Origin of the sequence: Limnohabitans sp. 103DPR2 (assembly GCF_001412575.1) — a bacterium.
Classification (GTDB): domain Bacteria; phylum Pseudomonadota; class Gammaproteobacteria; order Burkholderiales; family Burkholderiaceae_C; genus Limnohabitans_A.
This window is the reverse complement of sequence record NZ_CP011834.1, coordinates 1,510,934-1,533,313: the sequence shown is the minus strand read 5'-3', so window position 1 is coordinate 1,533,313 and position 22,380 is coordinate 1,510,934. Positions and strand designations below refer to the sequence as shown.

The 22,380-nt window shown below is 53.0% G+C and carries 22 protein-coding genes; 6 read left to right on the top strand and 16 right to left on the bottom strand.

Translation table 11 applies throughout. The features are described 5' to 3' along the window. Positions 1–82: 82 nt before the first annotated feature. From L103DPR2_RS07470 to L103DPR2_RS07430, 9 genes are read right to left on the bottom strand one after another with little or no spacing between them, the layout of a single operon-like run. Entirely contained in the window at positions 83–1,039 is a 957-nt protein-coding gene (locus L103DPR2_RS07470; protein WP_055360451.1) for a Gfo/Idh/MocA family oxidoreductase, read from the bottom strand. 16 nt (positions 1,040–1,055) lie between these two features. Beyond that, positions 1,056–1,925: a class III extradiol dioxygenase subunit beta gene (locus L103DPR2_RS07465; RefSeq protein ID WP_055360450.1), complete on the bottom strand. Its 870-nt coding sequence runs from the start codon at positions 1,923–1,925 to the stop codon at positions 1,056–1,058. 2 nt (positions 1,926–1,927) lie between these two features. After that, positions 1,928–2,368 (bottom strand): protocatechuate 4,5-dioxygenase subunit alpha, encoded by a 441-nt coding sequence (gene ligA / locus L103DPR2_RS07460; RefSeq protein ID WP_055360449.1) that lies wholly within the window; start codon positions 2,366–2,368, stop codon positions 1,928–1,930. Continuing rightward, a complete protein-coding gene (locus L103DPR2_RS07455) occupies positions 2,368–3,285 on the bottom strand; it encodes an amidohydrolase family protein (protein WP_055360448.1) in 918 nt (305 codons plus the stop codon). The genes ligA and L103DPR2_RS07455 overlap by 1 nt, the downstream gene beginning before the upstream one ends. A 24-nt stretch (positions 3,286–3,309) precedes the next feature. Next, positions 3,310–4,293 (bottom strand): tripartite tricarboxylate transporter substrate binding protein, encoded by a 984-nt coding sequence (locus tag L103DPR2_RS07450; protein ID WP_055360447.1) that lies wholly within the window; start codon positions 4,291–4,293, stop codon positions 3,310–3,312. A 22-nt stretch (positions 4,294–4,315) separates the two neighbouring features. Next, on the bottom strand, positions 4,316–5,170 hold the full coding sequence (locus L103DPR2_RS07445) for a transporter substrate-binding domain-containing protein (RefSeq protein WP_082466869.1): 855 nt from the start codon (positions 5,168–5,170) through the stop codon (positions 4,316–4,318). A gap of 47 nt (positions 5,171–5,217) precedes the next feature. Then, the gene (gene ligK, locus L103DPR2_RS07440) at positions 5,218–5,901 is read right to left on the bottom strand and encodes a 4-carboxy-4-hydroxy-2-oxoadipate aldolase/oxaloacetate decarboxylase (protein ID WP_269465062.1); all 684 of its coding nucleotides are present in this window, start codon (positions 5,899–5,901) and stop codon (positions 5,218–5,220) included. Positions 5,902–5,946: 45 nt separating this feature from the next. After that, entirely contained in the window at positions 5,947–6,975 is a 1,029-nt protein-coding gene (locus L103DPR2_RS07435) for an amidohydrolase family protein (protein WP_055361927.1), read from the bottom strand. Positions 6,976–7,026: 51 nt separating this feature from the next. Beyond that, the gene (locus L103DPR2_RS07430) at positions 7,027–8,169 is read right to left on the bottom strand and encodes a 4-oxalomesaconate tautomerase (protein ID WP_055360444.1); all 1,143 of its coding nucleotides are present in this window, start codon (positions 8,167–8,169) and stop codon (positions 7,027–7,029) included. Between the two features lie 140 nt (positions 8,170–8,309). On the opposite strand from L103DPR2_RS07430, the gene L103DPR2_RS07425 reads away from it, so the two are divergent. Continuing rightward, positions 8,310–9,212: a LysR substrate-binding domain-containing protein gene (locus L103DPR2_RS07425; protein WP_055360443.1), complete on the top strand. Its 903-nt coding sequence runs from the start codon at positions 8,310–8,312 to the stop codon at positions 9,210–9,212. Between the two features lie 27 nt (positions 9,213–9,239). Beyond that, a complete protein-coding gene (locus L103DPR2_RS07420; protein WP_055360442.1) occupies positions 9,240–10,229 on the top strand; it encodes a Bug family tripartite tricarboxylate transporter substrate binding protein in 990 nt (329 codons plus the stop codon). On the opposite strand, the gene L103DPR2_RS07415 is transcribed toward L103DPR2_RS07420, so the two are convergent. Genes L103DPR2_RS07415 through L103DPR2_RS07400 form a run of 4 tightly spaced genes read right to left on the bottom strand, consistent with a single transcriptional unit; the run spans position 10,216 to position 14,139 of the window. Then, positions 10,216–11,169 (bottom strand): AEC family transporter, encoded by a 954-nt coding sequence (locus L103DPR2_RS07415; RefSeq protein ID WP_055360441.1) that lies wholly within the window; start codon positions 11,167–11,169, stop codon positions 10,216–10,218. The two genes, L103DPR2_RS07420 and L103DPR2_RS07415, sit on opposite strands and share 14 nt — an antisense overlap. Next, positions 11,169–12,083 carry a DUF1932 domain-containing protein gene (locus L103DPR2_RS07410; RefSeq protein ID WP_055360440.1) on the bottom strand — a complete coding sequence of 305 codons (915 nt, stop codon included), beginning with the start codon at positions 12,081–12,083 and terminating at the stop codon, positions 11,169–11,171. The genes L103DPR2_RS07415 and L103DPR2_RS07410 overlap by 1 nt, the downstream gene beginning before the upstream one ends. Before the next feature lie 45 nt (positions 12,084–12,128). Then, on the bottom strand, positions 12,129–13,106 hold the full coding sequence (locus tag L103DPR2_RS07405) for a Bug family tripartite tricarboxylate transporter substrate binding protein (RefSeq protein WP_055360439.1): 978 nt from the start codon (positions 13,104–13,106) through the stop codon (positions 12,129–12,131). Position 13,107: 1 nt separating this feature from the next. After that, positions 13,108–14,139 (bottom strand): aromatic ring-hydroxylating oxygenase subunit alpha, encoded by a 1,032-nt coding sequence (locus L103DPR2_RS07400; RefSeq protein WP_055360438.1) that lies wholly within the window; start codon positions 14,137–14,139, stop codon positions 13,108–13,110. Between the two features lie 248 nt (positions 14,140–14,387). Between L103DPR2_RS07400 and L103DPR2_RS07395 the strand changes: the two genes are divergently transcribed. After that, complete coding sequence (locus L103DPR2_RS07395; protein WP_055360437.1) at positions 14,388–15,242, top strand: fumarylacetoacetate hydrolase family protein; 855 nt, start codon at positions 14,388–14,390, stop codon at positions 15,240–15,242. A gap of 24 nt (positions 15,243–15,266) precedes the next feature. On the opposite strand, the gene L103DPR2_RS07390 is transcribed toward L103DPR2_RS07395, so the two are convergent. Then, positions 15,267–16,208, bottom strand: a complete 942-nt coding sequence (locus L103DPR2_RS07390) for an NAD(P)H-dependent flavin oxidoreductase (protein ID WP_197274847.1) — start codon at positions 16,206–16,208, stop codon at positions 15,267–15,269. A gap of 36 nt (positions 16,209–16,244) precedes the next feature. After that, on the bottom strand, positions 16,245–17,924 hold the full coding sequence (locus tag L103DPR2_RS07385; RefSeq protein ID WP_055360435.1) for an AMP-binding protein: 1,680 nt from the start codon (positions 17,922–17,924) through the stop codon (positions 16,245–16,247). Between the two features lie 218 nt (positions 17,925–18,142). Here L103DPR2_RS07385 and L103DPR2_RS07380 point away from each other — a divergent pair, with 218 nt between their 5' ends. The 3 genes from L103DPR2_RS07380 (at position 18,143) to L103DPR2_RS07370 (ending at position 21,392) form a co-directional block, all read left to right on the top strand. After that, positions 18,143–18,967, top strand: coding sequence for a metal-dependent hydrolase (locus tag L103DPR2_RS07380; RefSeq protein ID WP_055360434.1), 825 nt, complete (start codon positions 18,143–18,145; stop codon positions 18,965–18,967). 14 nt (positions 18,968–18,981) lie between these two features. Further along, positions 18,982–19,599 (top strand): hypothetical protein, encoded by a 618-nt coding sequence (locus tag L103DPR2_RS07375; RefSeq protein ID WP_055360433.1) that lies wholly within the window; start codon positions 18,982–18,984, stop codon positions 19,597–19,599. 77 nt (positions 19,600–19,676) lie between these two features. Then, positions 19,677–21,392: a M14 family metallopeptidase gene (locus tag L103DPR2_RS07370; RefSeq protein WP_055361926.1), complete on the top strand. Its 1,716-nt coding sequence runs from the start codon at positions 19,677–19,679 to the stop codon at positions 21,390–21,392. Between the two features lies 1 nt (position 21,393). Here the strand turns inward: L103DPR2_RS07370 and L103DPR2_RS07365 are convergent, their stop codons facing one another. After that, positions 21,394–22,257, bottom strand: coding sequence for an amidohydrolase family protein (locus L103DPR2_RS07365; protein ID WP_055360432.1), 864 nt, complete (start codon positions 22,255–22,257; stop codon positions 21,394–21,396). Positions 22,258–22,380 lie beyond the last annotated feature (123 nt).

Here is a 22,380-nt window from a genome sequence, read left to right as displayed (position 1 = left end):
TTAATTATCAAATGAACAGTGGCCAAAGGTCAACAGGCCATCCCCTGCTCCAAGGGATGGCCTGCATGCTGTGATGCGTTGATCAAGCGGTCAATTGCAATTCCAAGTTGTGCAAGACCTTGTAGCAAGGCAGGACTTGCGCCACGCTGGAATTGGGCTCTCTGCCCTCTTTGATGGCAGCAAAGAACTCGCGGTCCTGTAGCTCAATGCCGTTCATGGAAACGTCCACTTTCGACACATCAATTTGCTCTTCTTTGCCTGTGTACAAATCATCGTAACGGGCCAAGTACGTGCCTGTGTCACCGATGTAGCGGAAATAAGTGCCCAAAGGACCGTCATTGTTGAAAGACAAGCTCAATGTGCAGATGGCACCATTGGCCGCTTGCAACTGAATGCTCATGTCCATGGCAATGCCCAAGGTGGGATGAATGGGGCCTTGAACCGCATTGGCTTTAACGATGGGGCTGCCCGCTTGGTAAGCAAACAAATCAACCGTGTGGGCAGCGTGGTGCCACAGCAAGTGATCGGTCCAGCTGCGCGCTTGGCCCAAAGCATTCATGTTGGTGCGTCGGAAGAAGTACGTTTGTACATCCATCTGCTGGATATTGAACTCACCGGCCTTGATCTTTTTGTTGACCCATTGGTGGCTGGGGTTGAAGCGACGTGTGTGACCGCACATGGCCACCTTGCCTGCCTCCTTGGCCAAACGCACCACTTCTTCAGCATCTTTCCAGCTGTCAGCCAATGGAATTTCGACCTGAACGTGTTTGCCCGCCTTCAAACAAGCAATGGACTGCGACGCGTGCATTTGCGTCGGCGTGCACAAAATCACAGCATCCACTTCAGGCAAAGCCAAACTGTCAGCCAAATCGGTGGTGACATGGCCGATGCCATATTTGTCAGCCACCTCTTTGGTTTTGGCGAATTCACGGCCAATCAATGACACCACTTCAACGCCATCGATGTTCTTGATGCCATCCAAGTGCTTGATACCAAACGCACCCGCTCCGGCCAGTGCAACTTTGATTGTTTTAGACATGTTTAATTTCCTCAGTTCAAAATTTGTTCTCTAAGATCACATGACCCACCGCCGTGTTGGAAGCGGGCACATGATAGAAGCGTTGTTTCAGTTCAGGGGCTTTGCCACCTGTCACATCGTTCATGGCGCCGCGAGCAATCAGCCACATCACCAACTCGATGCCTTCGCTACCCGCTTCACGCACATAGTCGATGTGGGGAATATTGGCAGCGGCTTGAGGGTCACTGATCAGCTTGTCTAAGAATGCATTGTCAAAGTCTTTGTTGATCAAGCCTGCGCGCGCGCCTTGAAGTTGATGACTCATGCCACCCGTGCCCCAAATGTGCACGTTGATGTCTTGGTCGTAGCTTTCAATGGCTTTGCGAATGGCTTTGCCTAAATTGAAGCAACGCTGACCACTGGGCACAGGGTACTGCACCACATTGACGGCAAACGGAATGACGGGGCATGGCCATTCAAAATGTTCGGCGGGCGGTTGGCCACACATCAAAGACAAAGGCACAGTCAGGCCATGGTCCACGTCCATCTTGTTGACGATGGTGAGGTCAAAGTCTTGTTGAATGACCGATTGCGCAATGTGCGAGGCCAATTCAGGATGCCCTTGGACAACAGGCACTGGGCGAGGACCCCAGCCTTCATCCGCAGGCTGAAACTGTGCCGCCGTGCCAATGGCAAACGTCGGAATGAAGTCGAGACTGAAAGCAGTGGCATGGTCGTTGTAGACCAAGAAAATCACATCGGGCTTGTTGTCCTTCATCCATTGTTTGCCGTACTCGTAACCCTTGAAAACAGGTTGCCAATAAGGCTCTTGGGTTTTGCCCAAATCAAGGGCGGCACCAATGGCTGGAACGTGTGATGTGAAAACGGAGGCTGTAATTTTGGCCATGGTCAATTTACTTTCTTACCAGCGGAGCCTTGAGGTTGGTTGTGCGCTTGGGCATCACCGTTCTCACCTACAAAACGGTTGCCTTCAACGGAGCGGCCACCGCTGATCATCATGTTGCGGTACTCCTCCTCCGTCATGCCAGTCATAGAGCCCGCCATTTGCTGGAAGCTCTTCCCATCGGTGGCACCAATTTTGGCTAAGAAATAAATGTTGCCGCCCGTGCGCATGCACCAGTTCAAGTCGCGTGCCATGACCGCTTGCTTTTGTTCTTCGGTCATCTGCCACTCGTCCAAATAAGCACGTTCATTGGCTTTGAACCGTTCCCGGTTTTCGGCCTTCATGAGGGACATGCAAAATTGGTTGATCCAATAGCCTTTGCGGCTTTGCTCGGCATCAAAAATGATGGTGCCAGGCACATCCAAATAAGGTTTCTCGAGCGCCATCAAACGTTCTCCTCAGGCCAGTACAAACGCATTGGGTTATTGACCAACAATTTTTTCTGTAACTCTGGCGTGGTGGCAATGTGCGGAATGAAGTCCACCAACAAGCCATCGTCTGGCATGTGCTTTTTCAAATTGGGGTGAGGCCAATCGGTTCCCCACAACACGCGGTCGGGAAATTCATCAACGATGGCTTTGGCAAAAGGCACCACATCTTGGTAGGCGTTTTGCTCGCCATTCAAAGCAGGCGCACCCGTCACCGACAATCGCTCTGGGCAAGTGACCTTGCACCAAACATTGCTGTGCTCACGCATGAATTTCAAGAACAATTGAAATTGAGGCCCCTCAACTGGCAACTTCACATCGGGTGTGCCCATGTGATCCACGACCACTACAGTAGGCAAACCTGTGAAAAAGTCCCACAACTCCGGCAAGTCCACAGCTTCAAAATAAATCACCACATGCCAGCCCAGCTTGGCAATGCGGCCGGCAATTTCCATCAACTCATCTTTGGGTGTGAAATCCACCAACCTTTTGACAAAGTTGAATCGAACGCCGCGCACACCGGCTTCGTGCATGGCTTGCAATTCTTCGTCCGTGACGCTGCGTTTGACCGTGGCCACGCCTCGCGCCTTGCCATTCGAGTGAAGCAAGGCATCGACCGTTGCACGATTGTCGGAGCCGTGACAGCTGGCACCCACCACAATGTTGCGCGAAAAACCCAAGTGATCACGCAAAGCAAACAACTGCTGCTTAGAGGCATCGCAGGGTGTGTACTTGCGCTCTGGTGCATAAGGAAATTCAGCACCTGGGCCGAAGACGTGGCAATGCGCATCCACAGCACCTGCGGGTAATTTGAATTTGGGTTTGCTGGGGCCAGAATACCAATCCAGCCAGCCGGGGGTCTTTTGAAATTCCATTTAGATACTCACTCAGTTCAATGATTAATCGGGTTTGATGTTGGCTTCACGCACCAACTTTTCGTAGCGTTGACGTTCACTTCGGATCAAGTTGGCAAACATCTCTGAAGAACCGGGAATGACTTCGCCACCCACAGCATTCATGCGCTCTTTCACCTCTTTGGTTTGCAATGCTTTTTGAATTTCGGCATGCAACTTTTGCACCACCGGCTTGGGCGTTGCAGCAGGCGCCACCACACCGTACCAAACGGATGCTTCAAACCCTGGGAAGCCAGACTCTGCAATGGTGGGAACATCCGGATAAATGGCGCTGCGTGTGGGGCTCAACACAGCCAACACTTTGAGCTTGCCACTTTTAGCATGCGGCAACACTTCCAAGGCATTCACGGCCACCAAGGGCAACTGTCCGCCAATTGCATCGGTAATGGCAGGTGAACCGCCCTTGTAGGGAATGTGTTGCAAATCAATGCCTGCCGCTTTGGCAAAAAATTCAATGGCCATGTGCGGGGTTGAGCCATTACCCGGACTTGCAAAAGCAATTTGGCCTGGCTTGGCTTTGGCAGCCGCGATCAGTTGGGCCACCGTTGTGTAGGGCACATTGGGGTTGGCCGCAATGACAACCGGAACACGGCCCACCAAAGACACGGCTGTTAATTCTTTTTCGGCATCAAATGGCATGGGCTGATACAAAGCCATGTTGGCCGCCAACGCATTGGCTGCCATCATCAAAGTGTAGCCATCGGGCTCGGCTGTGATGACCGACTTCACGGCAATGTTGGTACCGGCACCGGGTTTGTTTTCAACGATGAAACTTTGACCCAATTGCGCGGCCAAGCTCTGGCCCAAAGTGCGCGCCACCACATCCACCGCGCCGCCAGGCGCATAACCCACCACCATCTTCACGGGTTTGTTGGGATAGTTGGTCGTTGTTTGCGCCAACACGAGGCTGCTAGAGAAAGCAGCCAACACCACGCAAAGTGTTTGTGTCAATGAACGAATCGGTTTCATAGGATCTTTCAAGCTTAAGTTTTCAATCGCGGGCTGTGCCGCGCAAACCTGAACGCTGCACGGCTTTGTCCAACTCACCGCTGCGCGAGACTTCTTTGGCAAAATTTTCAACAAAGGAGCGGCCTGCTTCGCGTCCTTTGGGTATGGCAATGGCCAAATTTTCAAGCCCCCATCGTCCCGTCAAGACACGACTGCCTGGCAAGGCATCGGACATCTCAAACAAAATACCTTTGTTAGTGGCAAATGCATCAATTTGTTTTGAGTTCAACAGAATTTGGGCTTGTGCCAGTGATTCTGCAGGGACGACTTTGGCCAATTTAAAGCGTTGAGTGAGCACGCCTTGAGAAGAACTTCCTTGGCTCACTCCGACGCGCATACCGGCTTGATCAATGTCGTTCAGCGACGTGAGTGGGCTTGCGCCGATCACCAAATAACCCAGCTCCAAGCGAACCAGTGGTTCTGTGAAATCCATGTCCTTGGCTCGCACGGCTGTAGCGTTGGTGAATGTCATGTCGACCTTGCCGTCTTTCAATGCATCCAACACTTGCGCCACTCGGTCAAATTCAACGACCTGCACCGGCACATTCAAGCGCTTGGCCATGCCTTTGCCCAAATCCAATGCAATGCCGACACTCTCCCCTGTCTTGGGATCTTTCACCCAAGATGTGGGGCTACCAGGGTAGACACCCACACGAAAAACACCCGAAGGCGCCAAGGCTTGACGCACTTCAGTAGAAACCGATTCCGCTTTGTTGCGTGCATTGTTTTCGGTTGTTTGATGAACAACCGTCAAGTTGAAACAAGCGCTAAGCGACAAGCTAAGCAGGGCCACACTCAAGCCTCGCCATGCGAGCTGGAAATGAGGGTTTGAAATCATGCGAGTTCCTGTTTTGAGTGAAGGTGAAGCAAGCAAAGCTTGATTCATCAGTCGATGTATTTCAGGCCAGCCTTGGCCAAAGGTTCACGCATGTTGTACATGTCCAAACCTAAAACACCAGCGGCCAATTTGGCGCGTTTCTCGCCTTCGTTGGCTTCGCGCGCTTCAGCAGCATCGGCCACTTTTTGCGCCCAAGCAGCGGGCACCACCACCACGCCATCGTCGTCGGCAACCACTGCATCGCCGGGGTTCACATTGATACCGGCACACACCACCGGAATGTTGACCGAGCCCAGTGTGGACTTGATGGTGCCTTTGGCGCTGATGCCTTTGCTCCAAACAGGAAAGCCCATGGCAGTGAGTTCGCGCACGTCACGCACACCGGCATCGATGACCAAGGCTTTGGCGCCGCGGGCCATGAAGGAAGTGGCCAGCAAGTCACCAAAGAAACCATCACAGTTGTCGGCACTGATGGCCGCAACCACGATGTCGCCCGGTTGAATTTGTTCAGCCACCACGTGCATCATCCAATTGTCACCAGGGTGCAGCAAGACTGTGACGGCTGTGCCTGATACAGGCACACCGCTGTAGATAGGACGCATGTACTTTTGCATCAAACCCACGCGGCCCATGGCTTCGTGCACCGTGGCCACGCCAAAACGGCCCAGTTTGTCGACGGCTACTTTGTCTGCGCGCGTGATGTTGCGCTTCACAATTCCAAGTTCTGTCATGTCAATTCCAATGGTTAATTTGCAATGATTTAAATGTGCTGCAGCTTAAAGACCTTTGGCCTTCAGGTGCGCATCCAAACGGGGGAACACACGGCGTGTGTTGCCTTCGTAAATTTTGTAACGTTGCTCATCGTTCAAGATGTTGGACGATTGAATGTAACGCTTGGTATCGTCAAAGTAGTGACCTGTTTCGGGGTCAATGCCGCGCACAGCACCAATCATTTCAGAGGCAAACAAAATGTTGTCAACTGGAATCACTTTGGTCAACAAATCAATGCCAGGCTGGTGATACACACAGGTGTCAAAGAAGATGTTGTTGAGCAAATGGTCTTGCAGCAATGGCTTCTTCAATTCTTGGGCCAAGCCGCGGAAACGACCCCAGTGGTAAGGCACCGCACCGCCGCCATGCGGAATGAGGAACTTCAAGGTCGGAAAGTCTTTGAACAAATCGGAGGTGAGGCACTGCATGAAGGCCGTAGTGTCAGCATTCAAATAATGCGCGCCGGTGGTGTGGAAGCAGCTGTTGCAGCTGGTGCTCACGTGAATCATGGCTGGAATGTCGTACTCCACCATTTTTTCGTAAATGGGGTACCAGTGCTTGTCGCTCAAGGGCGGCGAAGTCCAGTGGCCGCCTGAGGGATCGGGATTCAAGTTGATGCCCACATTGCCGTACTCTTTCACGCAGCGCTCCAACTCGGGAATGCAAGTTGCAGGGTCAACGCCAGGTGACTGGGGCAACATGGCCACAGGCACAAAATTGTCGGGGAACAATTGGCTGACCCGATAGCACAACTCATTGCAAATGGCAGCCCACGTTGACGACACATTGAAGTCGCCAATGTGGTGAGCCATGAAACTGGCGCGAGGACTGAACAAGGTCAGGTCAGAGCCGCGCTCTTTCATCAAACGCAATTGGTTGGTCTCAATGGACTCACGCAACTCATCGTCGCTGATTTTGAGATCCGCCACTTTGGGACCCAGCTCGGGTGTGTTCAAGTTGGCAATTTGCGCATTGCGCCAATTTTCCAAAGCTTTGGGCGCCGTGGTGTAGTGACCGTGGCAGTCGATGATCAAAGGTTGTTTGTGACTCATGAAGCGATCCAATCGAAAAAATGAAAAAAGAAATTAAGCAGAATGACCCGACCACAAGGACCTTGGCACCATGGCCTCGCCTCGCATCAGCAGTCTGGCCGTTCTCAACAAAGCCGCCTGTGTGACATTTTGGCCACCTGGTAAATGGGGTGCAGGCTCGGTTTGCAAAGCCACGCTGAACTCGCCTGTCGGATGTTCAACCGACACATTTTTGGCAGCACCAGTGGGCATGACAGCGATGCCATCACACACAGAACCCTCCAACACGCAAGCCGTACCCACAGTGACGGCTGCCAACACACCGATGGCATCGTGGCACACATGCGGAATGAAACTGCGTGTGCTCAAAGCACCACCCTTTTGGGGCGGCGCAATGAGGGTCATCTTGGGGTAATTTTTTTGACTCACATCACCCAAACCCATCAACAAAGATACTTGCAAACGCAGCGCCTCAATTTTGGTTTTGAGTTCGGTGTCGGCATTCATGTCCGCCACGGATTCGTACCCCGTGCGGCCCACGTCATTTGCTTTGAACATCACCAAGGGCATGCCGTTGTCGATGCAAGTGACGTCAATGGTGAATGGCTCAAAGCCTGCACCACTCACGGTCAAGGTGTCTTTCACGCGGCCTGTGGGCAACAAGCCAGAACAGACAGAGCCCGCCGTGTCTAGAAAGTTGATGGTCACGGGTGCAGAAGTGCCAGGTGATCCATCGATGCGAGCTGTTCCCTCGTACTGAACCATGCCGCCGCGCGTGTCCACGGTGATGTCACATTGCATGTCGGTGTTCAATGTCAATACACGGAAAGTGCTTTGATCACCCTGCACGTCCACCATGCCTGTTTCGATGGCGAATGGCACCACAGCGGCCAACATGTTGCCGCAATTGGGCGTGGTGTCGACAGTCTCTTTATCGGGTTGCAGTTGAGCAAACAAAAAGTCCAATGCCACGCCGGGAACGGAACTCTTGCGAACAATGCCCACCTTGCTCGTTAAGGGATGTGCGCCGCCCAAACCATCGATCTGACGTTTGTCTGGTGAGCCCAAGGCGGCCAACAAGACTTTGTCACGCAATGGGATGTCAGCGGGCAAATCGGCCTCATTGAAAAACGGCCCTTTAGAGGTGCCGCCTCGCATCATCAGGCAAGGGATCGCGGTTTGTGCGGAAGGTTTCATGGTCCTAGCTCGATAGCCCAACAGGGGCCAAATTGAAGACTGAATTCTCCAACTTGAGAGCGTCAATGCCTAGGCTTCTAAGGCACTATCAGCTAGAACAAACCGATATAACCAACCACCGGTTATGGCAAAATAGCCTCATGGACCTCAAGCAACTTGAATACTTCGTCAGAGTGGCAGAACTGGGCAGCTTTACCCGCGCAGCCCTGGCCTTGAACGTGGCCCAGCCTGCTTTGAGCCGGCAAATTCGCTTGCTGGAGGTTGAGTTGAGGCAAAACCTTTTGAAGCGCAATGGCCGAGGTGCAAGTCCCACGGAGGCTGGTCAGTTGTTGCTGGAACATGGCCGCGGGATTTTGCATCAGGTTGAAAGAGCGCGAGAGGAATTGGCCCGGGCCCGCAGCGGCCTCACAGGACGTGTTGCCTTGGGACTTCCGCCCAGCGTTGCGCGCGTCCTGACGGTGCCCCTCACCCGCGCCTTTCGCGAAAAAATGCCAGATGCCCATTTGTCGATCAGCGAGGGCTTGTCGGCAGGCATGCAAGAAAGCCTGCTGTCGGGACGATTGGACATTGCCCTGCTCTACAACGCTACCAGCACCACAGGCTTAGAGTTGTCGGCGTTGGTGCAAGAAGAACTCTGGCTGATTCAACCCAGACCGCCAGGACTTCAAGAGGACCCACCACCGCCCGCCATCCCACTCAAAGAAGTTTCTCGTTTGCCTTTGGTCATTCCCAGCCGGCCCAACGCCATTCGCATGCACGTCGAAGCTGAAATGGCCAACATCGGTTGTCGCCCAGAAGTTGCACTCGAAATTGACGGCGTGACTGCCATCTTAGAATTGGTGGCCGACGGCGCTGGCAACGCCATCTTGTCGCGCAATGCTGTCACGCGCTCCATCAAACCATCCGCCTTTGTGACAAGGCCTATTTCAGAGCCACGCATGAGCATTCAACTGAGCAGTGCCGTCAGCTCACAAAGACCCAGCACATTGACACAGCAGGCTACACTGAATCTAATTCGCGACACCGCACAACAATTGCTTTAAAACTTTGAAATTGTGAAATCATTGATCATGAAAAAATTGACTTGGACTGCCCATGCCCTTTTGGCACTCACCGCTTCACTCACTGCATCACTCAGCACGGCGCAAACGGCTGCGCAGAACTATCCGCAAAAGCCAATTCGCATGATTGTCCCTTTTACACCGGGCGGTAGCACTGACATCTTGGCGCGCTCTATCGGTCAAGAATTAAGCAAAGCCTGGGGCCAAAGCGTGATCATTGAGAACATCGCCGGTGCCGGTGGCAGCATTGGCGCCGACAAAGCAGCCAAAGCACCCGCAGATGGCTACACCCTGCTGATGGGACACATTGGCACTTTGGCCGTCAACCCCAGCCTGTACCCCAAACTGCCTTACAACCCAATCAAAGACTTTGCACCTGTGGCATGGGTTGCGCGTGTGCCCAATGTGCTGGTGGTGAATCCCAATGTGCCCGCCAAAAGCGTTCAAGAATTGGTTGCTTTGGCCAAATCCAAACCGGGCCAATTGAGTTACGGCTCGGGTGGCAACGGCAGTGCGGCCAACTTGGCCACCGAGTATTTCAAGATGCAAACGGAAACGGCTATTTTGCACATCCCTTATCGCGGCACGGCACCCGCTGTGACCGATTTGATGGGCGGTCAAATTCAAATGCTGTTCACAGGCGCGCCCGCCGTGATGGGCCAAGTGAAGAACGGTCAATTGCGCGCATTGGCCGTGTCCAGCCCCAAACGACTCGATGCCCTGCCCGACTTGCCCACTGTGGCCGAAGCCGGCTATAAAAATTTCGAAGCCGATCAGTGGTACGGCGTGGTGGCACCTGCGGGCACGCCGCGTGACATTGTGTTGAAACTCAATCAACAGATCAATGTGGCACTGAACTCAGCAGAGTTGAAAAAACGTTTGACCACAGAAGGCGCAGTGGCCACACCCGAAACACCAGAAGCTTTTGGCAAATTGATTGCCCAAGAAATTGAACGCTGGCGTCCTGTGATCACGTCAGGACGCGTTAAAGCAGATTGAGATTTTTCAACTGCCAAAGCAACGCATTCAATGTGAAAAATGAGGCCATGGTGGTGACCAGCAGTGCTGCTGCACTCAAGCCATCGTGGCCGTGCTTTTGCGTCAAGATGGGATAAATGCCAAACATGGGCATGGCACAGGTGAGTAACGCAGCGACGCGCAACACCGGATCTTGAATCGGCAGCATGAACGTCATCACCACGAGCATCATCAAGGGGTGCAACACCAACTTGCCTACAGCAATTTGCGACACGCGCGGCCCCATGCCTTGCACTGGCAAGCCCACCAAACTGCCACCGATGACAAACAGCGACAAAGCGCCGCTGGCTTGTGCGAACAAACTGACCGTTCGGCCAAGACTGGAAGGCAACTGCCATTCACACCAAGAGAATAAAAAGCCCAGCACAATGCCCCAAATCATGGGGTTGTAGAACATGCCTTTCAGGGTTTGCCAAATGATGCCTTGCCAACGGCTTTTGCTCTGACCTGTTTCGGCCCAGGCCAACAACAAAGGAATGATGATCAGGTTCTCGACCATCATGTTGAGCGCAAGTGCAACACCGGCCACCGAGGCCAAAGGCCCCAAACTCAAGAGCATGACAGGATAGCCCACAAACCCACTGTTAGGGCAACTCATGCCCATGGCCAAGCAACTGCTCAAGCTCCGACTGACTTTGCTCACGCGCAGCGCCCAAGCAATGCTGAGGCTCAATGTGAACAAGGACGCCAAGGCATAGGCCGTCACATACTCAGCATTCAAAATGTCACTGACTTTGCGCTGCGACAAAGCATTGAACAACAATGCCGGCATGGCCACCTTCACCACAAACGTGCCAAAGGCTCGCATGTCGGTTTTCTGAAAGAAGCCCCATCGGGTGAGGCCATACCCCAGCGCAATGGCAATGTAGATCGGGGCCGTGATGGCCAGAATGTCAAACATCAAACACCTTGTTGACGCGCCGCAAGCAAGCAGTCGGCATAGTCTTGCCACGTTGCGTCTTTGGGCAAGTGTTGGAACACACCCTGCGCGGCTTGATCGGCCACCCATTGCTGCTTGTCGGCCGTGGCCAAGGCCATGAAGGGCTCAAAGCCTACTTCTTTGACCGTATTGGCGGCTTCGCGCATTTCTTCAGCTCTGCGTTTGCCATGCTGCACCACGCGGCTGAAAAAATACGCCCCCTGCAAGGACCAATCAATTTGCGGAAATGTTTCTTGCAAGGTGGGCAAGACGTGCGCTTCCACACCATAGGCACGCGCCGTGGCGTAACTTTCGATGACCAAGGCTTCCAAGCCCTTGATCATGACGCTGCGACTCATTTTGATGGCGCTGGCCACGCCCAATTTGTCACTCACTGATTTGGCATCCAGGCCCCAGGCCTGCAGCGATGCCGCCAAGCTTTGAGATTGCGCGCCGCCCAACAGCATCGGCACCTTGATGCCGTAAGGTGGAACAGACGTCATCACGCCGGCTTCAACATAGATGCCGCCAGCGGCATCGATGAGTGCCGCGCAGGCTTGCTTGGTGCCAGGCGAGGCAGAATTCAAATCCAGATATACCGTGCCTGGCCGAATACTTTGCGAAGCTTGCTGGGCCACCGACAAAGTATTGGAAGCGGTCACCGCAGAGATGATGAATTGGCTTTGCGCGCAAAGCTCTGCCATGGCGCCGACGACCTGAATGCTGTGCTGCGCAGCATGGGCTTGCTCGGCGGCTTGTAGGCTTAGAGGTGTTGGCGCAGCAAACTTCAAATCCCACGCTGACACCGATGTCACTCCAGGCTTTTCTTTGAGACCCAAGGCAAATGTTTTGCCCACTTCACCGTAACCAATCAAACCAATTTGTGTGAGCTGCATGTCGATGTTTTCTGTGAGAGGTGAAGTGTGTGGATTGAATCAGGTTTATTGTTTGGCGATGCCAGCACGTTGAATCACATCGCCCCAACGTTTGGTTTCACTGCTGAGCAGATCGGCCGCCTGTTGCAAGGTGCCAGGCTGAGGATCGACATTCATGTCGATTAATTTTTTTCGAACGTCGGGGTTGTTCAGGGCAGATTGAATTTCTTGGTTCAAACGCTGAACGATGTCGCGGGGTGTTTTGGCAGGTGCGGCCAACGCATTCCAGGATGCAGCGTACAAAGTTTTAACACCCGCTTCTTTGGCCGTGGGTACTTGTGGCAATGCAGCCGCACGTTTGTCGCCTGTCACGGCCAAGGCGCGCAATGCTTGGCCTTTGATTTGCGGCAACACAGGTGCCAGAATTTCGACGCCCACATCAATTTGGCCACCGCGCAAAGCCGTTAAGACTGCGGGGGTGCCATTGAAAGGCACCACTTGTGCATCAATGCCTGCAGTTGATTTGAACAGTTCTGCTGCCAAATGCTGCGTGCTGCCCACGTTGATGCTGCCAATGTTGAGCTTGCCGGGGTTGGCCTTGGCAAAAGCAAGCAAATCGGCCAAGCTGGCAAACTTAGACTCTTGGGGCACCACAATCGCAATGTCAAAGGTGCCTAAGACTGACAAAGGGATGAGGTCTTTTTCAGCGTCATAGGGCAAGCTTTTGAACAAGCCAGCACTGACCGCAGTGGCATTGGACATCAAGAGCAAGGTGTAGCCATCGGGCGCTGATTTGGCTACAGCATCGGTGGCCACCACACCGCCAGCGCCTGGCTTGTTTTCGATCACGATGCTTTGACCCATGTTCTCACCCATCTTTTGCGCGACGGTGCGGGCAGTTAAATCGGCGACACCGCCAGCGCCGAAAGGCACCACAATTTTGAGCGCTTTACTGGGGTAGGCTTGCTGACCAGAGGCCCAAGTGCAGCAAGCGAGGCAAAGTGCCCATATAACAGTTTTGAATGGGGTGGTTGTGCGAAACATATCAAGCGGCCTTTTCAATGGCTAACAGTCGGTCAATCACACGGCGCGACATCACACCACCCGCATCGATCGACAATATTTTGAGTTTGCGTTCTGGAAATGCCAGCAAGTTTTTTTGCTGACGCTCAAGCATGTCCAAATCTTCACTGAAAATTTTGCCCTGCCCTTCGCGAATTTGCGCTGTCAGTGTTGCGTCTTCAGGTTTGAATTGACGCACCATGCCCCAGAAGTAGTGAATCGATGTTTCGGTTTCAGGCGTGATGAAATCAACCACCACGCTGTAGGCTTTGTCTTTAGGGTCGGCGTGGTACCCCCCTTTGCCAGCCAACGCCACACCCACTTCAATCAGCACATGGCTGGGGGGCGTGAATTTGCAAATTTGCCACCGGTCTACAGTGGCTTCATCGTCGAGGTCATTGGCACGCATGGCCATCTTCCAAAAAGGTGGCGCCTTGATGCCTTCCATGAATCGGCTGGTGGTAACACAGTCGCCTTCTGTCACTGTGCGGCTGGGCGTTTCATCAATTTCTTGTTGACCAATGCTGGTGCTGTGAACATAAGTTTCGTGCGTGAGGTCCATCAAGTTGTCTATCATCAAACGGTAATCGCACGCAATGTGATACAGCCCACCGCCATAGGCCCACTTGGGATTCTCAAACCATTCGAACACTGGCATTTGCGCAGGATCGACTTTGGTTTGATCGCCTGGCCAGACCCACACAAAACCATAACGCTCAATGACGGCATAGGCCTTGACGGGCTCAAAGTTGCGGACCTGATGTCCGGGCATGTTGACGGTGTGTCCGTCACAGCCCATCACCAAACCGTGGTAGCCACAGACCAACTGTCCGTTGCAAACTCGGCCCAAAGACAAAGGCGCGCCGCGGTGCGGACAGAAGTCTTGAACAGCCGAGACTTTGCCTTCAGTATTTTTGTAAAACACCATGGCCTCGTTGCAAATTTTGCGGCCTAAGGGTTTGTCACTGATCTCATGGGCCTGACAGGCCACATACCAAGTATTTTTCAAGAACATGTCAAATCCTCATCTTGCAGTGCCACGTACTTCCAATGAATTCATGGGAAGTTGACATTTCATTTTATACGGCATCACCCAAAACACTTGCGCCATCTGCAGGTGTGAGTGACTCTCAGACCGTCGTGACTGAAACTACCGCTGATGTCGGCATGTGAAATGACTAGGGTAATTACTCTTGGGTTGATAATTCAACTCAACATGATGCAAGGTGTGCAGCGCCTCCATGATTAACATAGAAAGACCCCATGCGACTTATCAGCTTTTTACTCAATCACACGCCCAGTTATGGCGCGGTTCATGGCAACAAAGTCTTGAATCTCACCCCGATTTTGGGCGCCGAGGCACCTGACCTCAAAACTTTGATTGCCAAAAAAATGTACGCGCAAGCTGAAGCCGCTTTAGCTAAGCATGCGCCCGATCTGGTTTTTGAAGATCTGCAACTTTTGCCTGTCATCCCCAACCCAGAAAAAATCATGTGTGTGGGTTTGAATTATCACGATCACGTGAAAGAAACTGGCCGCGACCTGACTGAAAAACCAGCCATCTTTTCACGCGTGAGTGCATCACAAGTAGGGCATGGCCAAGACATCATGCGTCCAGCCGAATCACACCGTCTTGACTATGAAGGCGAAATTGCCATCATCATTGGTGAGGGTGGCCGCCGCATTTCAGAGGCAGACGCTTGGCAACACATTGCGGGCTATTCTTGCTACAACGATGGCTCTGTGCGCGATTGGCAAAACTTCACAACACAATGGACAGCTGGCAAGAATTTCTGGCGTACCGGCGGATTTGGACCCTGGATGGTGACCGCAGACGAAATCAAGCCGGGGCAAACACTCACCTTGAGCACTCGCTTGAATGGTGTGGAGTTGCAGCGCGCAACAACCGACATGATGATTCACAGCATCCCTCGCCAAATCGCCTACATTTCTACCTTTGTGCCGCTCGAACCAGGTGATGTGATTGTGACAGGAACTCCGGGCGGCGTAGGGAACAAGCGCACACCCCAGGTGTTCATGCAGCCGGGTGATGTCGTGGAAATTGAAGTCGATGCAGTGGGTATCCTGCGAAACACCATCAAAGACGATGTTGCTTAAGTCACTCTCCAAGTGACTCTGTGATCAGGCCGCATCAAAGCTTTGACGCTTTGCCATGGCACCCATGCGTTCACTGATTTCAAAAAACTGCGCCACCGTGCTGTCAATGATGTCTTTGGCGGTCTTGACTGAATCGATCAAGCCTGCCGACTGACCTGCCAGCGCCGGTGCTGCTTCCATGTCCCCTTGGAAGTAAACATTCAAGATGCCTTTCATGTCATCAAAGGACATGACGCCCTGTTCGTGAATGGCCGCCGTTCTGTCGGATTTCAAAGCTCGAATACATGGTGTTGATTTGGTGTTGAGCATCCAAGTGCCCGTTTCCTTGGAATTGACAATGGCGTTCTTGAAATTCTCATGAACTGGACTTTCGGCGCAACTGACAAAGCGGGTGCCCATTTGAATGCCCTCCGCACCCAAAGCAAAAGCTGCCGCCATTCCGCGGCCGTCTGAAATACCCCCCGCAGCAATGAGGGGCACGTCGACTTTGGCGCGAATGGCTTGCAACAACACCAGGGTTGAAACATCTTCAGGATTTTTAAAGCCACCGCCTTCAGAGCCCTCCACCACCAAACCATCGATGCCAGCATCGACACACTTCATGGCAGCGTCCACTGTGGGCACGGCGTGATAGACCGTGATGCCTGCATCTTTCAGAGGCTGTATGAATTTGGCAGGACTGCCTGCCGAGGTGGTGACAAACTTGACGCCCGATGCACAGACAAACTTCAGCATGGCATCGTCTTTCAAAAACCGAATAGGCAAATTGACGCCAAAGGGCAAATTCAATTCACGCATTTTGGTAATTTCGGCTTGGCAATTGGCCGTTTCGCCAGAGGACGTCTCAATGATGCCCAAGCCCCCTGCACGCGAGACCGCAGAGGCCAATTGTGTTCTGGCAATCCAGCCCATGGGGGCTTGCAAGATGGGGTACTTTGCACCCGTGTGAGCCAATACGCGATTCATCAAACTTCCTTAAGGCTTTCGCCCACATTAATGGCATCAAGCCCAGAACACGCTACCTGATTTTTCGTACCAAGAAGCCACCTGACTTTCGACCGAGGCTTCAATGCGGCTGCGTTTGATTTTCATGGTGGGTGTCAGGAAACCGTTTTCAATGGACCATGCTTCATTGGCAATGACCAACATGCGCAGTTTTTCATAATCTGCCAATTCTGAATTAACCTGCGCCAGCAAGGTGGTCAGTTCACTTTCTACTTGCGCCTTCACTTCGGGCTCATGCATCTTGGGTCGAATGTCTTCAGACAAGACCACCATGGCATAGGCAGAAGGCTGAGACACGCCCGACACAATGCTCATCTCGATCATGGGGTGCACGTTGAGTTTATTTTCAATGGGTGCAGGTGCAACATACTTGCCTTTGGAAGTTTTGAACAACTCCTTCACACGGCCTGTGATCTTGAGCAAACCATCGGCTCGCTGTTGACCTTGGTCACCCGTTTTGAAAAAGCCATCGGCCGTGAATGCTTCTGCGTCCAAGTCAGGGCGCTTGTAATAGCCCACCATTTGGCCTGGTGACTTCACCAAAATTTCGCCCTCTTCGCTGATACGAGCCTGAACACCTTCAAGCGGCACGCCCACACAACCAGGCGCATTGATGGCCTCAGTGGAGTTGTGAGAATATGCAAAGTCTTCCGTCATGGCGTAGCCTTCTAGAAGATTAAGGCCCAGCTTGCGGTACCACACAATCAGTTCAGCAGGAATTGGCGCGGAGCCACTGCCCGCCACAATGACTTGGTCCAGGCCCAAGCCCTTCAAAATTTTCTTGCGCACCAAACCACCGATGATGGGCAGACTGAGCAAGAGGTTGAGTTTGGCAGGCGGCATTTTGCTGAACACGCCTTGCTGAAACTTCAGCCACAAGCGCGGCACGGAAATGAACATGGTGGGTTTGGCACGGTTCAAATCTTGAATAAAGCTGTCCAAGGACTCCGCAAAAAACACATGCGTTTTGCCATGCACCAGTGAACTGGCGCCCACCCAAGCCCGTTCAAAAACGTGAGCCAAAGGCAAGTAAGACAAGATGCGGTTGTCCTCTCGATCGCCCAAAGTTTCCTTCAGCGTTTTGACAATACCTTCGGTTGCCGCAGAAATGCGTTCAAAGTTGTGCATCACACCTTTGGGTTGTCCCGTCGAGCCAGAGGTGTACATGATCATGGCCAAATCGGTGGGGGCTCTTGCAATATCGCCCTCCAGAGGAGGCGTTTGGCGAACGACATCGTCCCACTTTGTGTAGTGGTTTTCCGGCGCCAATGGAAACGCAATGCACGGGATGCTGTTGGGCACAAAGGGGGCTTGCAGGGGCCATGTGTCTAATTTGCCCACAAACAAGAAACTGGCTTCGCTGTGGTCCAGTACATAGCGAATGGTCTCTCCAGACTCCGTCGGGAAAATGGCCACGGTGGTGCCACCTGCCATCCAAATGGCCAACTCGGCCATGATGAAGTGCGCACAGTTTTTGGACAAGATGGCCACCCTGGCGCCAGGCGCCAAGTTTTGAGCTTTCAAGTAGGCCGCCATCGAGCGGGCTTGGCGAAGTGTTTCGCGCCAGGTGTAATCGATCACCTGTCCCTGCCCAATAGGCTGTGTCATGTACACAAGTTCGGGCCTGGTTTTCTCATGTCCATAGACGTGATCCAAAATCAAGGAAGAATGGCTCATGGCTTGCTTTCAATTCAAAAAACTGGCGAAGTTCTGCAGGGATGTGCAGTGTCTTGCGGGGATCCAAGTGGATGGGGGGATTGTGCTGAGAAATGGCGCCAGAACCAGTCATTCAAGGATCTATTTGGCTAGGTATTTCCCTGATAAGACTTGGGTGAACCCATTTATGTTCAAATGCAGCCATTGCTCAAAGTTTGAGCACCGTTTCAGGGAAAACCATGTCGCAATTGTTAGTCCGCAAACTGTTGATTGATCTCAGCGCGCCCTTCCCCGCCAATTGGTGTGGTGGCGACGCCTTCAAGTCTGCTTTTTTCAATGCGCTCTCCATGAGCTTTCCTGTGGGCGAGCAATTTTTCATTGACTCTGTTCGCACAGGTTTCAAATCATTGCCCAAAAGCGAACAAGCCAAGTTCAAAACCGAAGTGCAAGGTTTTGTGGGCCAAGAAGCCACGCATCGCCGCATCCATGCCTTATTCAATGACCACTTGGAAACCATGGGGTTCCCCAATGTCATCGCCAAAAGGTCTGCTGCACGGGTCGTTAAAAATGCCCATCTGAACATCCGCATGCACGTCGGTGCAACGGCCGCAACCGAACACTTCACTGCCATCTTTGCCGAGTGGATCTTGCGCCATCCCGAAGTGTTTGATGGCACTGAAGAACGACTCAAAACCATGTGGCTCTGGCACAGTGCTGAAGAATCAGAGCATCGCAGCACGGCCTTTGACATCTACAAAGCGCTGGGTGGCAACGAAGAATGGCGTATCCGACTGTTCCACATCATCACCGTGCAATTTTTGTCAGATGTGATGTGGCAAACGGTTCGCAACCTTTGGCATGATCGCCAATTGTTCAAGCTCAGCACGTGGAAAAGTGCCTACCAGTTGCTGCTATCGAAAGATGGCTTGTTCCGAGGCAATGTGGCTCACTGGCGTGAGTACAAATCACCCGAGTTCCATCCCAACCAGCAAGACGACCGGCTTTCAAGGGACTGGTTGCAACACAACCAAGAGCGTTTCACGGTGGTCGGTCAAAGCGCCTAAGGTTTGATACTGTCATGAGCCAACACTTGCTGGCCATTGCTCTGCCACTGGTACTCTTGTACGTGGCTTTTTGGCTTTGGTATGGCGGCAATGGTCAGCGCATGTCGCCCGAAGAGATTGAAGAGGCCTTGAATCAACTTCGCAGCTCAGACCCCGGTCTCGACAACGCCGCTGAAGTAGAGGATGTTCGCCAGCTCTTGGCGTCTGACGACGGCAAAGAATTTGTGATGCAAAACCTCGTGCGCTACCGCGCCAAGGCCCTCTACCCCGAACGTACAAATTACAGCGACGACCCTCGAGAAGCCGACAAGCGCTATGGCAAATCCATCATCGGCGATTTGTTGCGCTATGGCAATGTGGTCATTTTCATCGGGCGAAAATCAGGTGATTTTGTCAGGCCCGAAGGTGCTGATGCTTGGCATTACGTGGCCATGGTGCGGTACCGCAGCCGCCGGGACTTTGTGCGCTTTGCCATTCGCGCCAACCAAGCCGACAAGTTCATGCACAAATGGGCGGCCATCGAAAAAACGCATGTCTTTCCAGTGAAACCCCTGATCAGTTTGTTCGCTGTGAGAACTTTGGTTGCATTGTCGCTGTTCACCATCGGCGTGATTCTCACCAGCTTGCAGTAAAGAAGCACAAACCTGTTCAAAAGCAGCGCAAGCCTTGGTATGCTGAGGCCTTGTTCAACGCTTTTCTGAACGTCAACATGTCACAAGCTGCTCACAGCAACGCGCCACTTCCCACACCCGAATTCGATCGCTTTTACAAGCACCCCGAACTCACCCAATTGCTGCAAGATTTTGCCAAGGCCAGGCCCGACTTGGTCGAGTTGCGCGAATTGGGACGCAGCCATGAAAACCGTCCCATCTGGGTTTTGGTGATCACGCGTAAAAGCACAGGTGCTGACATCGACAAACCTGCCTTCTGGGTGGATGGCAACATCCACGCCGCCGAGTTAACCGCCAGTACCGCTTGTTTGTATTGGCTGCACCAATTGCTCAGCAAAGACGGTGAAGATGCGCAAGTGACTGAATTGCTCAGCACGCGCGCCGTCTATTTGGTGCCCCGTCTTAACCCTGACGGCGCCGAATTGGCGATGGCAGACAAACCTCGCCACATCCGCTCTTCTACACGCCCCTACCCTTGGGATGAACCGCACGTCGAAGGTTTGACGATAGAGGACATGGACGGTGATGGCCGCATTTTGATGATGCGCATACCGGACCCACACGGCGGCTGGAAAGTCAATCCAGATGAACCGCGTCTGCTCACGCCTCGCCTGCCTGGCGAGTTTGGCGGCCAGTATTACCGCGTCATGCCCGAAGGCAGTTTGCAGCATTACGACGGTGTCAACATCAAGCCCAACCGCGACATTGAAGGTTTGGATTTGAACCGCAACTTTCCAGCCTTCTGGCGCCAAGAACATGAGCAAGTGGGCGCTGGCCCTTACCCCACCAGCGAACCCGAAGTGCGAGCCATGGTGGATTTCATTGCCAAGCACCCCAACATTGGTGCAGCGGTCAGCTTCCACACCCACTCCGGTGTCATTTTGCGTCCCATGTGCACGCAAAGCGACAGCGACATGACGCCTGAAGACTTGTGGATGATCAAACGCATCTCCGACATTGGCAGCAAGCTCACCGGCTATCCAGCGGTCAGTATTTTTCATGACTTCAAATACCACCCCAAAGAAGTCATCACGGGCACACAAGACTGGGTGTACGAGCACTTAGGCGCTTTGTTTTGGACCGTTGAAATTTGGGCGCCCAACAAAGAAGCAGGCATTACCGAATACGACTGGATTCATTGGTACCGAGACCATCCGCCCGAAGACGACATCAAGTTGCTCAAGTGGAGCGATGAGGTCTGCGGCGGCAATGCGCACGTCGATTGGTATCCCTACCAGCACCCCGATTTAGGCGCCGTGGAATTGGGGGGATGGGACCGGATGAACTATTGGCGCAATCCACCCGCGCATTTGCGTGAGCGAGAGGCCGCTCGATTCCCTGCTTGGTTGAATCAGATTGCACTGACTTTGCCCAAACTCGAATTGCTGCATGCCAAAGCTGAAGGCTTAGGCAATGGCCAATGGCGCATTCAAATGGCAGTAGGCAACGCAGGCTACTTGCCCAGTTATGTCACCAAGCGGGCGCTGGAACGCAAAACAGCGCGTCCTTGCATGTTTGAAATTGAGCTGCCAGATGGCGCGCATTTGCGCATGGGCAAACCGCGCATGGAAGGCCCTCAGTTAGAAGGCCATGCTGCCAGCAATTCCCTTCAAGCGTTCTTGCCCAACAAAACCATCACTGGAGATCGCGCTTTGAACGAGTGGATTGTGGAAGCACCTGCAGGCACTGTGCTGAACCTGACAGCGCATGCCGCAAGGGCCGGCACTGTCAGAGTGTCTGTGACTTTGAAATAACTTATTTCAAGCCCAGCAAACGCACAGCGTTGTCTTTCAAAATCCCGGGCATCACCTCGGGCTTGAAACCAGCCACTTCAAAATCCTTCATCCACCGTTCCGGTGTGATGAGGGGGTAGTCGCTGCCAAACAAAATGCGGTCTTTCAGCAAGGTGTTGGCGTACTGAATCAATTGCTTGGGAAAGTACTTGGGACTCCAGCCCGACAAGTCAATCCAGACATTGGGCTTGTGCGTGGCCACGCTCAGCGCTTCATCTTGCCAGGGGAAGCTGGGGTGTGCCATGACAATTTGCATGTCCGGAAAATCAATCGCCACGTCGTCTAAGTGCATGGGGTTGCTGTAGGCCAAACGCAAGCCACCGCCGCATCGCATGCCAGAGCCAATGCCGCTGTGACCCGTGTGAAAAATGGCGGGCATTTTGTGTTCGTTGATCACCTCGTAAATGGGCCAAGCCATTTTGTCGTAAGGGTGGTAGCCCTGGACCGTGGGGTGAAACTTGAAGCCTTTGATGCCCTCTTCCTTGATCAGTCGCTCGGCTTCGCGTGCGCCCATCTTGCCTTTGTGTGGGTCGATGCTGGCAAAAGCAATCATCATGTCGCTGTTGTCGCGCGCAGCTTTGGCGATTTCTTCATTGGGAATGCGGCGTCGGCCCAACTGTGATTCGCTGTCGACCGTGAACATCACCAAACCAATTTTCCGCTCACGGTAATAAGCCACGGTTTCATCAATGGTGGGACGGCGGTCACTGCCAAAAAACTTGTCTGCAGCGCGGTCGTATTCTTCACCGTAATTGTCGAACGGGTTCCAACAACTCACCTCTGCATGGGTGTGAATGTCGATGGCGATCAAGTCTTGGTGTTTCATAAAAACTTTCAGAAATGCGGGAAAACCCTGTGTTTTTTGCCATCACATGGCAAGACAATATAGTTATTGATAATAACCTTTTTAGCAACCCCTTGCTTTTCAGCAAGGTCGATTTGGACCCTC

Bases quoted from the DNA above. Each gene is read 5' to 3' on its own strand.
- L103DPR2_RS07470 (WP_055360451.1), bottom strand. From the start codon at position 1,039: ATGTCTAAAACAATCAAAGTTGCACTGGCCGGAGCGGGTGCGTTTGGT.
- L103DPR2_RS07465 (WP_055360450.1), bottom strand. From the start codon at position 1,925: ATGGCCAAAATTACAGCCTCCGTTTTCACATCACACGTTCCAGCCATT.
- ligA (WP_055360449.1), bottom strand. From the start codon at position 2,368: ATGGCGCTCGAGAAACCTTATTTGGATGTGCCTGGCACCATCATTTTT.
- L103DPR2_RS07455 (WP_055360448.1), bottom strand. From the start codon at position 3,285: ATGGAATTTCAAAAGACCCCCGGCTGGCTGGATTGGTATTCTGGCCCC.
- L103DPR2_RS07450 (WP_055360447.1), bottom strand. From the start codon at position 4,293: ATGAAACCGATTCGTTCATTGACACAAACACTTTGCGTGGTGTTGGCT.
- L103DPR2_RS07445 (WP_082466869.1), bottom strand. From the start codon at position 5,170: ATGATTTCAAACCCTCATTTCCAGCTCGCATGGCGAGGCTTGAGTGTG.
- ligK (WP_269465062.1), bottom strand. From the start codon at position 5,901: ATGACAGAACTTGGAATTGTGAAGCGCAACATCACGCGCGCAGACAAA.
- L103DPR2_RS07430 (WP_055360444.1), bottom strand. From the start codon at position 8,169: ATGAAACCTTCCGCACAAACCGCGATCCCTTGCCTGATGATGCGAGGC.
- L103DPR2_RS07425 (WP_055360443.1), top strand. From the start codon at position 8,310: ATGGACCTCAAGCAACTTGAATACTTCGTCAGAGTGGCAGAACTGGGC.
- L103DPR2_RS07420 (WP_055360442.1), top strand. From the start codon at position 9,240: ATGAAAAAATTGACTTGGACTGCCCATGCCCTTTTGGCACTCACCGCT.
- L103DPR2_RS07415 (WP_055360441.1), bottom strand. From the start codon at position 11,169: ATGTTTGACATTCTGGCCATCACGGCCCCGATCTACATTGCCATTGCG.
- L103DPR2_RS07410 (WP_055360440.1), bottom strand. From the start codon at position 12,083: ATGCAGCTCACACAAATTGGTTTGATTGGTTACGGTGAAGTGGGCAAA.
- L103DPR2_RS07405 (WP_055360439.1), bottom strand. From the start codon at position 13,106: ATGTTTCGCACAACCACCCCATTCAAAACTGTTATATGGGCACTTTGC.
- L103DPR2_RS07400 (WP_055360438.1), bottom strand. From the start codon at position 14,139: ATGTTCTTGAAAAATACTTGGTATGTGGCCTGTCAGGCCCATGAGATC.
- L103DPR2_RS07395 (WP_055360437.1), top strand. From the start codon at position 14,388: ATGCGACTTATCAGCTTTTTACTCAATCACACGCCCAGTTATGGCGCG.
- L103DPR2_RS07390 (WP_197274847.1), bottom strand. From the start codon at position 16,208: ATGAATCGCGTATTGGCTCACACGGGTGCAAAGTACCCCATCTTGCAA.
- L103DPR2_RS07385 (WP_055360435.1), bottom strand. From the start codon at position 17,924: ATGAGCCATTCTTCCTTGATTTTGGATCACGTCTATGGACATGAGAAA.
- L103DPR2_RS07380 (WP_055360434.1), top strand. From the start codon at position 18,143: ATGTCGCAATTGTTAGTCCGCAAACTGTTGATTGATCTCAGCGCGCCC.
- L103DPR2_RS07375 (WP_055360433.1), top strand. From the start codon at position 18,982: ATGAGCCAACACTTGCTGGCCATTGCTCTGCCACTGGTACTCTTGTAC.
- L103DPR2_RS07370 (WP_055361926.1), top strand. From the start codon at position 19,677: ATGTCACAAGCTGCTCACAGCAACGCGCCACTTCCCACACCCGAATTC.
- L103DPR2_RS07365 (WP_055360432.1), bottom strand. From the start codon at position 22,257: ATGAAACACCAAGACTTGATCGCCATCGACATTCACACCCATGCAGAG.